The organism is Vibrio sp. 10N.261.55.C5 (assembly GCF_041470505.1).
GTDB classification, from domain to species: domain Bacteria; phylum Pseudomonadota; class Gammaproteobacteria; order Enterobacterales; family Vibrionaceae; genus Vibrio; species Vibrio crassostreae_C.
Genome location: NZ_JBFRMS010000036.1, coordinates 19,103 through 31,666 on the forward strand (window position 1 = coordinate 19,103; position 12,564 = coordinate 31,666).

At 46.0% G+C, this 12,564-nt stretch carries 12 protein-coding genes; 3 read left to right on the forward strand and 9 right to left on the reverse strand.

Features of this window, described 5'->3' with window-relative positions:
- Positions 1-132 precede the first annotated feature (132 nt).
- On the forward strand, positions 133-405 hold the full coding sequence (gene hupA, locus AB4263_RS14285) for a nucleoid-associated protein HU-alpha (protein ID WP_004729753.1): 273 nt from the start codon (positions 133-135) through the stop codon (positions 403-405).
- A gap of 47 nt (positions 406-452) precedes the next feature.
- The gene (locus AB4263_RS14290) at positions 453-1,151 is read left to right on the forward strand and encodes a DUF1481 domain-containing protein (protein WP_017068859.1); all 699 of its coding nucleotides are present in this window, start codon (positions 453-455) and stop codon (positions 1,149-1,151) included.
- A 181-nt stretch (positions 1,152-1,332) separates the two neighbouring features.
- On the opposite strand, the gene purD is transcribed toward AB4263_RS14290, so the two are convergent.
- Complete coding sequence (gene purD / locus AB4263_RS14295) at positions 1,333-2,622, reverse strand: phosphoribosylamine--glycine ligase (RefSeq protein ID WP_017062702.1); 1,290 nt, start codon at positions 2,620-2,622, stop codon at positions 1,333-1,335.
- A gap of 295 nt (positions 2,623-2,917) precedes the next feature.
- A complete protein-coding gene (gene purH, locus AB4263_RS14300; protein WP_017062703.1) occupies positions 2,918-4,525 on the reverse strand; it encodes a bifunctional phosphoribosylaminoimidazolecarboxamide formyltransferase/IMP cyclohydrolase in 1,608 nt (535 codons plus the stop codon).
- 325 nt (positions 4,526-4,850) lie between these two features.
- Here purH and zntR point away from each other — a divergent pair, with 325 nt between their 5' ends.
- Positions 4,851-5,291 (forward strand): Zn(2+)-responsive transcriptional regulator, encoded by a 441-nt coding sequence (gene zntR / locus AB4263_RS14305; protein ID WP_050632412.1) that lies wholly within the window; start codon positions 4,851-4,853, stop codon positions 5,289-5,291.
- 89 nt (positions 5,292-5,380) lie between these two features.
- Here zntR and fis read toward each other — a convergent pair whose 3' ends face one another.
- The 7 genes from fis to acs all read right to left on the reverse strand — a co-directional run bounded on the left by fis (position 5,381) and on the right by acs (position 12,475).
- Positions 5,381-5,677, reverse strand: coding sequence for a DNA-binding transcriptional regulator Fis (gene fis / locus AB4263_RS14310; RefSeq protein ID WP_004729744.1), 297 nt, complete (start codon positions 5,675-5,677; stop codon positions 5,381-5,383).
- A gap of 23 nt (positions 5,678-5,700) precedes the next feature.
- Positions 5,701-6,669, reverse strand: a complete 969-nt coding sequence (gene dusB / locus AB4263_RS14315) for a tRNA dihydrouridine synthase DusB (protein WP_032546269.1) — start codon at positions 6,667-6,669, stop codon at positions 5,701-5,703.
- Between the two features lie 140 nt (positions 6,670-6,809).
- Entirely contained in the window at positions 6,810-7,697 is an 888-nt protein-coding gene (gene prmA, locus AB4263_RS14320) for a 50S ribosomal protein L11 methyltransferase (protein WP_017055901.1), read from the reverse strand.
- A 170-nt stretch (positions 7,698-7,867) separates the two neighbouring features.
- Positions 7,868-9,211, reverse strand: coding sequence for an acetyl-CoA carboxylase biotin carboxylase subunit (gene accC, locus AB4263_RS14325; protein ID WP_017062706.1), 1,344 nt, complete (start codon positions 9,209-9,211; stop codon positions 7,868-7,870).
- A gap of 15 nt (positions 9,212-9,226) precedes the next feature.
- Entirely contained in the window at positions 9,227-9,679 is a 453-nt protein-coding gene (accB, locus tag AB4263_RS14330; protein ID WP_017062707.1) for an acetyl-CoA carboxylase biotin carboxyl carrier protein, read from the reverse strand.
- Positions 9,680-9,753: 74 nt separating this feature from the next.
- Positions 9,754-10,203 (reverse strand): type II 3-dehydroquinate dehydratase, encoded by a 450-nt coding sequence (gene aroQ / locus AB4263_RS14335; protein WP_010435475.1) that lies wholly within the window; start codon positions 10,201-10,203, stop codon positions 9,754-9,756.
- A gap of 322 nt (positions 10,204-10,525) precedes the next feature.
- Positions 10,526-12,475 carry an acetate--CoA ligase gene (gene acs, locus AB4263_RS14340; RefSeq protein WP_009844693.1) on the reverse strand — a complete coding sequence of 650 codons (1,950 nt, stop codon included), beginning with the start codon at positions 12,473-12,475 and terminating at the stop codon, positions 10,526-10,528.
- Positions 12,476-12,564 lie beyond the last annotated feature (89 nt).

Genomic DNA, 12,564 nt, shown 5'->3' on the forward strand with positions numbered 1-12,564 from the left:
TGTGAGTTATTACTCATATTATGGCTAAAACTACGGCATTAGAGCTAAAGATCGACGACAAACCTTTGCCAGATGGGGCATTTATGTTTTAGAGTGAATTGAATTCAAAAATACAAAGAAGGGAAACCTAAAATGAACAAGACTCAATTAATCGACTTTATTGCTGAAAAAGCGGACCTTTCTAAAGCACAAGCTAAAGCTGCTCTAGAAGCGACTCTTGGCGGTGTTACAGATGCTCTTAAAGATGGCGATCAAGTTCAGCTAATTGGTTTTGGTACTTTTAAAGTAAACCACCGTGCAGCTCGCACTGGTCGTAACCCAAAAACTGGTGATGAGATCCAAATCGCTGCTGCAAATGTTCCAGCATTTGTTGCAGGTAAAGCGCTGAAAGATTCAGTGAAATAATCTAAACTGTACCGAGGTAGTCGTATTCCACCTCGGTACAGGTTTTTATGAAAAAAGCATTTCTTCTCGTTTCACTATTATCTACATTTCTTATTGGCTGTTCTTCAACAAGCCCTCGCAAAAACCTAGAGCAATTTGAAACTCACACTGGCGGCCAAGTCATGGGCGACGCGACGAGTTTCTACTGGGTTACAAACAAGCTAACACAACCTCATACTTCAGCTGACTACGTCACTGTCGGCGATTACGGCTGGTACCAAACTGATTATGCTTGGTCAGAAGGCGTGCTTCGAGAATTCATTCGTGAAGGCGAGCAGCGTAACTCTTCGAATGAGCTGGTTCCTTATCGTGTCCATGTGCGTTTCAATAAGTCAGGCGAAGCTGTGTATCAACAGTATCGTATTGATAGCAAAATCTTACCTATCCAAGCTAAGCAACTCGAAAACTACCAGAAAGAAGCTAAGTCGGTTCTAGAGACTACGATGAAGCAGAATGACGAAGGGCTCAGACTGGTTCAGGGTTACTGGGATGGCAGCTCTTTTAAGACGTGCGCTGGTGGTGAATTTGATCGCATTGAATTTAACCAGACCTTACCAAGCTTCGTGATCGACCGATTGGCATCAGTGGAAAGCTATGCGGCGTTTCTTGGCAGTGACTTACTCGGTAAGATGAGCGTAGAAGAGTTACTGATGCTGGCTGAAGACAGTCATGATTGTGTCGTGAGGCCATCGTTGCTGAAAGAATAGAAAGCAATCAAAGAATTAAGAGTATTTGGCCTACTGTAGGCTAAGTGCCTATTTGTCTGTACAAATACAGATTCTTGTGTAAATGAGATAATAAAAGGCGCCTATTGAGGCGCCTTTTTCTGTTATTCACTTGCTGTCATTTGCTTACTGTTATTGAAAAGTAAGCGAGTAACCAGATTGATTACTGCTCTTGCTCGCGCGCAATCGCACGGTAACCAATATCATTGCGATGGAACATACCATTCCAGCTAACTTGCTTCGTCAACGCGTAAGCGCGCTCTTGAGCCTCAGAAACCGTATTGCCCAGTGCTGTTGCACAAAGTACACGACCGCCGTTTGTCACAACGTCGCCAGCTTCATTATTTGTCGTACCCGCGTGGAAAACCTTTTGGCCTTCAACTTCGCTTGTTGGTAGTGAAATAACGTCACCTTTTGCGTAGTCAGCAGGGTAACCGCCAGCCGCAAGAACAACACCGATAGAAGCGCGTGGATCCCACTTCGATTCTGCTTCGTCGAGCTTCTCGTCGATAGCCATTAGGCAAAGTTCAACAAGGTCTGACTCCATACGCATCATGATAGGTTGCGTTTCAGGGTCGCCAAAGCGGCAGTTGTATTCGATAACTTTAGGTGTGCCGTCAGCATCGATCATTAGGCCAGCGTAAAGGAAACCTGTGTAAGGTGCGCCTTCTGCGTCCATACCACGTACCGTTGGGTAGATAACTTCCTCAAGGATACGGTTGTGGATTTCTGGAGTTACAACCGGCGCAGGAGAGTAAGCACCCATGCCGCCCGTGTTCGGCCCAGTGTCTTTGTCGCCAACACGTTTGTGATCTTGGCTGGTGGCCATAGGAAGCACGCTAGAGCCGTCAACCATTACGATGAAGCTTGCTTCTTCGCCTTCGAGGAACTCTTCGATAACAACGCGGCTGCCTGCTTCGCCAAAGGCGTTGCCCGCTAGCATGTCTTTGATTGCGTCTTCTGCTTCTTCAAGGGTCATCGCAACGATAACGCCTTTACCTGCCGCAAGACCGTCAGCTTTCACTACGATAGGAGCGCCTTGCTCGCGAACGTAAGCGATAGCTGGCTCAATCTCAGTGAAGTTTGAGTAGTAACCTGTTGGGATATCATGACGAGCTAGGAAGTCTTTAGTGAATGCTTTAGAGCCTTCAAGCTGTGCTGCAGCTTGAGTAGGGCCGAAGATTGGCAAACCTACTTCGCGGAATGCATCAACCACACCGATAACCAATGGTGCTTCAGGGCCCACGATAGTCAGTTCGATTTTTTTATCTTGAGCAAACGCGACTAAACCAGCGATGTCTTCAACGCCGATGTTTACGTTCTCTAGTTTTGGCTCAAGTGCAGTACCTGCGTTACCTGGAGCGATGAATACTGTTTCAACGTTTGGGTTTTGTGCTGCTTTCCAACCTAGTGCATGCTCACGACCGCCGGCACCAATAATTAATACATTCATTTTATTTATCCTTTGATAGCTGCGCCATATTGTTAATCTCTGCGTCGAGCTTGCTCATTTATAGTTATAAACTCCGCGAGCTCTCCTTGACCTTATCAATATGGCTTTGCTCTAAAATGAAAAATTTCTAAAACTAAGAGTATTTCAAATTAGTTAAATTAAATAAGTCTTGCTCAAAGTAGTTGGTGATGTGGCTAGGCAGCAATTGAGCCCATCCCCGGGAGCATAGCTCGCTATGTGACCGGGGTGGGCGAAAGCAGCTAACGACGCCACAGTGCCAAATACGAAGAGGAAATTAGTGGCGGAAGTGACGCATGCCAGTAAAGATCATCGCCATGCCGTGTTCGTCTGCTGCTGCGATAACTTCGTCATCACGCATAGAGCCGCCCGGTTGGATAACACACTTGATGCCAGCCTCTGCAGCCGCGTCGATACCGTCACGGAATGGGAAGAATGCATCTGATGCCATCACACAGCCTTCAACCTGTAGACCTTCGTCTGCAGCTTTGATGCCTGCGATTTTCGCAGAGTAAACGCGGCTCATTTGGCCAGCGCCAACACCAATTGTCATGTCGCCTTTCGAGTAAACGATAGCGTTAGATTTAACGTATTTCGCTACTTTCCAGCAGAATAGAGCATCTTTCAATTCTTCAGCTGTAGGTTGGCGCTTAGAAACCACTTTAAGGTCATCTTCAGACACCATGCCTTGGTCGCGGTCTTGAACTAGCAAACCACCGTTAACGCGTTTAACGTCAAAGCCAGTTGTCTTCGTTGTCCACTCACCACACTCAAGTAGGCGAAGGTTTTTCTTAGCCGCTACGATTGCTACTGCTTCAGCAGAAACTGATGGTGCAATGATAACTTCAACGAATTGACGCTCAGTGATAGCCGTTGCTGTTGCAGCGTCTAGCTCACGGTTGAAAGCGATGATGCCGCCAAATGCAGAAGTTGGGTCTGTTTTGAATGCACGGTCGTAAGCTTCTAGGATGTCTTCACCTAGTGCAACACCACATGGGTTAGCGTGCTTAACGATCACACATGCTGGCTGGTCGAACTCTTTCACACACTCAAGTGCTGCGTCGGTGTCAGCGATGTTGTTGTAAGAAAGGGCTTTACCTTGAATCTGGCGAGCTGTAGAAACTGATGCTTCTTCAGGGTTTGCTTCAACGTAGAATGCGGCTGCCTGGTGGCTGTTCTCACCGTAGCGCATGTCTTGCTTTTTCTCGAACTGTTGGTTGAACGTGCGAGGGAATTTGCTCTTGTTTTCAGGAGAAGGTTCGTCACCTTCTTTGTTCTCACCGTAAGATGGAACCATAGTGCCGAAGTAGTTTGCGATCATGCCGTCGTAAGAAGCGGTGTGCTCGAATGCTGCGATAGCGAGGTCGAAGCGAGTCTCTAGTGTTAGAGATTTATCGTTCGTGTCCATTTCAGCGACAACGCGCTCGTAGTCGTGTGCGTTAACAACAATAGTGACATCTTTGTGGTTTTTCGCTGCAGAGCGAACCATTGTTGGACCGCCGATGTCGATGTTCTCAACAGCGTCAGCAAGAGTACAACCTTCTTTAGCAACGGTTTCTGCGAATGGGTATAGGTTTACAACAACCATATCGATAGGGTTGATACCGTGAGTTTCCATCACGTCATCATCTTGACCACGACGGCCTAGAACACCACCATGAACTTTTGGGTGCAGAGTCTTAACACGGCCATCCATCATTTCTGGGAAACCAGTGTAGTCAGATACTTCTGTAACAGAGATGCCTTTTTCAGCAAGCAGGCGAGCAGTGCCACCGGTAGATAGGATATCTACACCACGGTTAGCAAGAGCTTGTGCAAATTCAACGATACCAGTTTTGTCTGATACGCTGATTAGAGCGCGGCGAATTGGACGAGCGTTATTCATGCTTCCATCTTCCTCAAATTCATGGGGTTAAAATAAAGATATTTGCCAAAAAAGAACTTGTTTCTATCTTCTTAGCGTGGATTATCTTAGATACCAGTAAGAGATAAAATATTGGCCAGTTTTGGTAAAGACCTTTTGGGTTAGCCTTATGATTAAGCTATAAGATAACCAACTCCAAATTTGATGGCGCAGATTCTAACTAATTTATTACAAAAAAGCTCGCGCAATCGTTTGGCATCTCAAAATTAATTATGAAAAGTGCCATTTCAGCCTGAAAAGTAACGATAAGGTTAATTGTGGAATGGACGAAACAGTAGGAAAAAACATGTTTCAGATCGGTGAATTAGCGAAGCGATGCGGTGTGACAGCCGATACCTTGCGATTTTATGAGAAGAATAGCCTGATCGCGCCAGCCAGTCGCAGTGAGTCGGGTTATCGCCTATATGATGAAAATAATCAGAAACAGGTGACGTTTATTCTCAAATCTAAAGCGTTGGGGCTGAGTTTGGACGAGATTAAAGAATTGCTTGAGATTCGCCTCGAGGCCACACAGCACAGTTGCGCTGAAGTGAAGTCGATTACCTCAGCAAAATTAGAGATGATTGATGAGAAGATCACTGAGTTAACTAAGATTCGCACCGCACTTAAGAAGATCAATGATGCGTGTTGCGGCCACGTAGACGACGATGCAAGCCATTGTTCGATTCTGGCAGCCTTGGATTCCGCAAACGTCGACAAAGGGCGCTGTTGTCGCACTGGAGAGTAATTAGCCACCTATCACGGATCGACAAGCCAAAAAAAAGCCAAACTCAACAATGAGCTTGGCTTTCAATTCAATAAATTACGAAAGAACGATTAGTTCATGCCGTATTTTTTAAGTTTCTTGCGAAGAGTACCGCGGTTAATACCCATCATGGTTGCTGCGCGAGTTTGGTTACCGCGAGTGTACTGCATGATAGTGTCTAGTAGTGGCTGTTCAACTTCAGCTAATACTAATTCGTATAACTCGCTGACTTCTTGACCGTTTAATTGAGCAAGGTAATTTTTCAATGATGCTTTAACTGAGTCACGTAGTGGCTTCTGCGTGATTTGGTCTTGTGATGTAACTGTAGTTACTGTCAATGCTTCTGAAGTCAGATTTTGTTCGAACATATTCGGTCTAGCTCTTCTCGTAATTATGGTGCAACGTTATCAAAAAAACCTTCTAGCGCTTCAAGCTGCAGATCACCTGCTTCGAATGCGTTGAAGGTACGGCGAAACTCACTCGCTTGTTCATGTTCTTTTAGATACCAACCCACATGCTTACGAGCGATGCGAGGGCCTAAAAACTCTCCATAAAATTCATGTAGAGCGTGGACATGACCAAGCATGATGTCTTTCACTTCCGAAATCGGGAGTGGGTCCATCGTGGTGCCGTTTTCCAAATAGTGTAGGATTTCGTTAAAAATCCAAGGACGTCCTTGGGCAGGTCGACCTATCATTAAAGCATCAGCGCCGGTGTACTCCAGCACAAACTTCGCTTTTTCCGGACTATCGATATCACCGTTAGCGATAACCGGAATAGATACTGCTTGTTTCGCTGCTTTAATGTGTTTGTATTCTGCCTCACCTTTGTACATACAAGCGCGAGTTCTTCCATGGAGCGCAAGAGCTTGTATGCCGCAGTCTTCGGCTATTTTCGCGATTTGGACACAGTTTCTATTGTCTGTATCCCAGCCCGTGCGCGTTTTCAACGTTACTGGAACGTCGACAGCATTTACCACCGCTTTCAGAATGTCTTCAATGAGTTCTGGATGCTGTAGTAAGGCTGAGCCCGCAAGCTTCTTATTCACTTTTTTGGCTGGACAACCCATGTTGATATCGATGATTTGCGCACCGTTATCGACATTAAATTGAGCAGCCTCGGCCATAAGCTGTGGATCTGCACCAGCGATTTGTACTGAACGAATGCCCGATTCGCCTTCATGTACCATACGCTGCTGAGACTTTGACGTTTTCCAAACTTTCGGATTGGAGGACATCATTTCACTGACTGCCATCCCCGCACCGTAGCGAAGACACAACTCACGGAATGGTCTATCCGTTACGCCAGCCATAGGAGCGACGATTAGATTGTTCTTAAGTTGATAATTTCCGATTTTCAAAAATGTCATCACAGTTCTGTACCAGCAAGGGCGCGCATTTTACGCATTTTTTCGCTGCGTGAAAAGACTAATATTTGAGCATTTACAATTTGTTTTTGTAATTTGTTTAAATTTCAGTCAATTAGCACCCAAAGTCTTGTCTAGCCTTGCTTGCGACCTGAGATTCGACACCATTCTTGTTGTTCGATGATCGGATCAATGTGAAGCTCATCACGATAATAAGTCGCAACATCTTCTGCTTGTGTATCTAAAACACCCGACATCGCAAGTACACCATTTGGCTTAACTAGGCCTTTGATGATGCCAGAAAGGTCGCGTAATGGACCCGCAAGAATGTTGGCAACAACAACGTCTGCTAGCAAACCTTCCGGTTGATCTTGTGGCAAGAACACCTCTAGTTGCTCAGCAACGCCATTGCGTTGTGCGTTGTCTTTTGATGCAAGCAGAGCTTGAGGATCAATGTCGATCCCGATAACTTTTGCCGCGCCTAGTTTGATCGCAGCGATCGCTAGGATGCCTGAGCCACAACCGAAGTCGATCACGGTTTTGCCTGCAAGGTCTAAGCCTTCAAGCCACTCCAGACACAATGCCGTTGTCGGGTGAGTACCTGTACCAAATGCAAGGCCTGGGTCTAGCATTACGTTAACAGCGTCAGGTTCAGGGATATCGCGCCAGCTAGGGCAGATCCATAAACGCTCACCAAACTTCATTGGGTGGAAGTTATCCATCCATTCACGTTCCCAATCCTTGTCTTCAATTTGCTCTACTTTATGAGCAAAGTCTGCAGGGAACATGTTGCTTGCTTTAATCTGCGCTAGAACGACACCAGTATCAGTCTCAGCGTCGTAAAGCGCGAGAATGTCAGTATCACCCCAAAGGCGAGTTTCACCCGGCAGAGGCTCAAATACAGGGGTATCTTGTGCATCCAGGAAAGTTACAGAAAGAGCACCAGTCTCTTCCATTAACATGTCGCCGATTTGTTCGGCATTTTCATTGGTAGCATTAAGCTTGATTTGAATCCAAGGCATGGCTGCATCTTCTATATGAGAAAAATTGGATGGCGAGTCTAGCAGAAAATATGAGCAAATTCACCAAAACCCCACGGAATATAATGGGGATTAAAGATTGATTTTTTCGGTGGTTCAAAAACAAAAATGCTCACCGAAGTGAGCATTTTGACTGTTCTTAAACGAACGGATTATGACAAACCAAGTTTCTTCTCAAGGTAGTGGATGTTTGCACCACCGTGTTGGAAGTTTTCGTCGTTCATAATAGACAGTTGAAGCTCAGTATTAACGTTAATACCTTCAACAATCATTTCACCCAATGCGTTCTTCATACGAGCGATAGCAACATCACGGTTCTCACCGTAAGTGATCAGCTTACCAATCATTGAATCGTAGTGTGGTGGTACTGTGTAACCCGTGTAGATGTGAGATTCCCAACGTACGCCCATGCCGCCTGGTGCGTGGAAACGTTCAATCTTACCTGGTGAAGGTAGGAAACGAACTGGATCTTCAGCATTGATACGACATTCGATTGAGTGGCCGCGCAGCTTAATGTCATCCTGAGTGAATGATAGAGGCTGACCAGCTGCAATACGTAGCTGTTCTTTCACAAGGTCGATACCCGTTACCATTTCAGTAATCGTGTGTTCAACCTGGATACGAGTGTTCATCTCGATGAAGTAGAACTCACCGTTCTCGTATAGGAATTCAAATGTACCTGCACCGCGGTAACCGATCTCAATACATGCACGAGTACAGCGTTCGCCGATGTACTTACGCATCTCTTCAGTGATACCTGGAGCTGGCGCTTCTTCCACAACTTTCTGGTGACGACGCTGCATTGAACAGTCACGTTCACCTAGGTGGATAGCATTGCCTTGGCCATCTGCAAGCACTTGTACTTCAATGTGACGTGGGTTTTCTAGGAATTTCTCCATGTAAACCATGTCGTTGTTGAAACATGCTTTTGCTTCAGCACGAGTCATCGCGATAGCTTCTGTTAGCTCTGCTTCAGAACGAACAACACGCATACCACGACCGCCGCCGCCGCCAGATGCCTTGATGATAACTGGGAAGCCAATGCGTTTAGCGTGCGCTTTGTTTTTTGCTTCGTCGTCGTCAAGAGGGCCGTCAGAACCTGGTACACAAGGTACGCCAGCTTTCTTCATTGACGTGATAGCTGACACTTTGTCACCCATCATGCGAATGGTTTCAGCTTTAGGGCCAACGAAGATAAAGCCACTGCGCTCTACCTGTTCTGCAAAGTCTGCATTTTCAGATAGGAAGCCGTAGCCAGGGTGAACAGCTACTGCACCTGTCACTTCAGCTGCGCTGATGATACGAGGGATGTTTAGGTAGCTATCGATACCACGAGCTGGACCGATACAAATGGTTTCGTCTGCAAGCAGTACGTGCTTAAGGTCACGGTCAGCAGTTGAGTGAACCGCTACCGTTTTAATGCCAAGCTCTTTACATGCACGCAGAATACGTAGTGCAATCTCACCACGGTTCGCGATTACTAATTTATCTAACATAATGAGTGCTCTCTATTATTCGATAATTACTAGAGCTTGGTCGAATTCTACTGGTTGACCGTCTTCAACTAGGATAGCTGTTACAACACCAGATTTATCAGCTTCGATTTGGTTCATCATTTTCATTGCTTCAACGATACATAGCGTTTCGCCAGCCGTTACAGATTGACCAACTTTAACGAATGGTTTTGCGTCTGGGCTTGGAGCGCCGTAGAAAGTACCAACCATTGGAGAAAGAACTTGGTGACCCGCTGGAACTGCAGGAGCCGCTGCTTCTGCTGCTACAGGTGCCGCCGCAGGAGCTGCTGCCGCTACAGGTGCTGGAGCAGCTGCATATTGAACAGGTGCTACAGGTGCAGTGCTGTTACGACTGATTCGTACTGACTCTTCACCTTCAGAGATTTCTAGCTCAGAAATACCAGACTCTTCAACCAATTCGATTAGCTTTTTGATTTTGCGAATATCCATTGTTTCTTTCTCTTTATCTGTTAATTGAACTTACTCTATGACTGAGTAGGTTAGTAATAGTTCGTTGTTTATGTTTACTTTGAGTTGAGCTTGCTGAGCGCAGCGGTCAAAGCAAATTGATAACCTTGGGCACCTAAGCCACAAATCACACCTTCTGCTTTATCAGATAGGTAAGAGTGGTGACGGAATGGTTCACGTGCGTGAACATTCGATAGATGAACCTCAATAAATGGGATGGCAACGCCAAGTAGTGCATCACGCAGTGCCACACTGGTATGTGTAAAGGCTGCTGGGTTGATAATAATAAAATCAACATTTTGATAAGCACTATGGATAGCTTCAATCAGTTCGTACTCACGATTTGACTGTAAGTGAGATAGCTCAACATCGTGTGCTTTCGCTTGCTCGGTCAGTGAGCTAATAATCTGGTCAAGTGTTTGAGAACCGTAGTGTGCAGGCTCTCTAAGGCCTAACAGGTTAAGGTTTGGGCCATTTAAAACTAGAATGCGAAACTTTGTAGACATCGTGGGGCTATCTTCCTTTATCGTGTTTACGAACGTGAATGTTGCCATTTTATTGAAAATTTGCGGTTAATTTCTAGTGAGAAAAACCCAAATTTAAAAATTAGAACCAGATTATAGCTAATTCAGCGCAAATCGCAGCAATTTACTGGTCTAATCTCCTATTGATACAGCTTGGAATTGTTACCAACTTAACAAAAAAGCGTCTTAGCCTTAATTTGGGGCGGGATATTTGAGATCAAGATCAGCCATAAAAAAACCGCCACATAGGTGACGGTTTAGAAAGTGCTGTTTTAAACAGTGATTAGCTGCTGTGACTGGTTGCTTATGCCAGTTCTGCTTTCTCGGCAATCAGCTTATCAACCACACTTGGGTCGGCCAGTGTCGAGGTATCACCTAGGTTACCTGTATCGCCAGTCGCGATTTTACGCAGGATACGACGCATGATTTTACCCGAACGAGTTTTTGGTAGAGAGTCGGTCCAGTGCAGTACATCTGGCGTTGCAATTGGGCCAATCTCTTTACGTACCCAGTCTTTTACTTCTTTATGAAGCTCTGCGGTTGGGAACTCACCATCATTCAGCGTGATGTAAGCGTAAATCGCTTGGCCTTTAATATCATGAGGGATGCCCACAATCGCGGCTTCTGCAATCTTATCGAACGCGACTAGAGCCGATTCAATCTCAGCAGTACCCATACGGTGACCTGATACGTTAAGTACATCATCGACACGCCCCGTAATCCAGTAGTAACCGTCTTCATCACGACGAGCGCCGTCACTGGTGAAGTACATGCCTTTAAAGGTCGAGAAGTAAGTCTGTTCGAAGCGGTCATGATCGCCATGAACGGTACGCATTTGGCCTGGCCAAGAGTCAAGAATCACTAGGTTGCCGTCTGTTGCACCCTCAATGATGTTACCCATGTTATCAACCAGTGCCGGTTGCACACCGAAGAATGGACGAGTTGCAGAGCCCGGTTTCAGGTCTGTTGCGCCTGGTAGCGGTGCAATCAAGATACCGCCCGTTTCTGTTTGCCACCATGTATCAACAATTGGAGATTGCTCATTACCGATTGTTTTGTAGTACCACTCCCACGCCTCTGGGTTGATAGGTTCACCCACTGAGCCCATGATTCTTAGGCTGTCACGAGAAGTACCTTCAACGGCTTCATTGCCTTTCGCCATCAATGCACGAATAGCCGTTGGCGCCGTATAAAGAATATTAACTTGGTGCTTATCGACCACTTCGCTCATGCGGCTGGTGTTCGGGTAATTTGGCACGCCTTCAAACAGAATCGTTTTTGCGCCATTAGCAAGCGGTCCGTAAACAAGATATGTGTGACCGGTAATCCAACCCACATCGGCTGTACACCAGAAAGTCTCGCCTTCTTGGTAATCGAATACGTATTTGAAGGTCATCGCAGCATAAACAAGGTAGCCACCTGTGGTGTGCATAACGCCTTTAGGTTTACCTGTTGAGCCTGACGTATAAAGGATGAATAGTGGATCTTCTGCGTTCATCTCTTCTGGTGGGCAATCTGCAGATACATTAGCAATAGCATCGTGCCACCACACATCGCGATGTTCGTGCCATGCCACATCACCGCCAGTGCGTTTGAATACAACAACCTTCTCGATGTTTTTCACTTCAGGGTTCGTCAGTGCTTCATCGACATTCTTTTTCAGTGGAACAGCACGGCCGCCACGCACGCCTTCATCGGCAGTGATAACGACTTTAGAATTTGAATCGATAATACGACCAGACAGTGCTTCTGGTGAGAAACCACCAAATACGACTGTGTGAACCGCACCGATACGGGTACACGCCAGCATGGCTACTGCCGCTTCTGGCACCATTGGCATGTATAAACAAACCACATCACCTTTGCGCACGCCTTGCTCTTTTAGAGCATTCGAAAACAGGCACACTTCTTTATGCAGTTCATTAAAAGTTAGAGTTTTATCATCTGCCGGGTCATCGCCTTCCCAGATGATAGCGACTTCATCACCGCGCTCAGCAAGGTGGCGGTCGATACAGTTAGCCGAAACGTTAAGCGTGCCATCTTCAAACCAGCGAATATCAATGTGGCCAGGGTCGAAAGAGGTGTTTTTTACTTGTGTGAAAGGTTTGATCCAATCAACGATTTTTCCGTGTTCACCCCAAAAGCCTTCAGGGTCAGAAACAGATTGCTGGTACATGGCTAGGTAAGTGTCATTATCCGCGTGTGTGGTTGATTTAATATTTTCTTTTACCGGATAAACGTGGGCTTCACTCATTGCATCTCTCCTTGTGCCTACATTCCTAATGAACTGGCAACTTCCTTTGTGTTCAGTTTCTAGGTCTATTACAGAACCGTCTTTGTGTT

Coding starts and splice junctions, on each gene's coding strand:
- acs (WP_009844693.1), bottom strand. CDS start 12,475: ATGAGTGAAGCCCACGTTTATCCGGTAAAAGAAAATATTAAATCAACC.
- accB (WP_017062707.1), bottom strand. CDS start 9,679: ATGGATATTCGCAAAATCAAAAAGCTAATCGAATTGGTTGAAGAGTCT.
- purD (WP_017062702.1), bottom strand. CDS start 2,622: ATGAATGTATTAATTATTGGTGCCGGCGGTCGTGAGCATGCACTAGGT.
- fis (WP_004729744.1), bottom strand. CDS start 5,677: ATGTTCGAACAAAATCTGACTTCAGAAGCATTGACAGTAACTACAGTT.
- prmA (WP_017055901.1), bottom strand. CDS start 7,697: ATGCCTTGGATTCAAATCAAGCTTAATGCTACCAATGAAAATGCCGAA.
- accC (WP_017062706.1), bottom strand. CDS start 9,211: ATGTTAGATAAATTAGTAATCGCGAACCGTGGTGAGATTGCACTACGT.
- aroQ (WP_010435475.1), bottom strand. CDS start 10,203: ATGTCTACAAAGTTTCGCATTCTAGTTTTAAATGGCCCAAACCTTAAC.
- hupA (WP_004729753.1), top strand. CDS start 133: ATGAACAAGACTCAATTAATCGACTTTATTGCTGAAAAAGCGGACCTT.
- AB4263_RS14290 (WP_017068859.1), top strand. CDS start 453: ATGAAAAAAGCATTTCTTCTCGTTTCACTATTATCTACATTTCTTATT.
- purH (WP_017062703.1), bottom strand. CDS start 4,525: ATGAATAACGCTCGTCCAATTCGCCGCGCTCTAATCAGCGTATCAGAC.
- zntR (WP_050632412.1), top strand. CDS start 4,851: ATGTTTCAGATCGGTGAATTAGCGAAGCGATGCGGTGTGACAGCCGAT.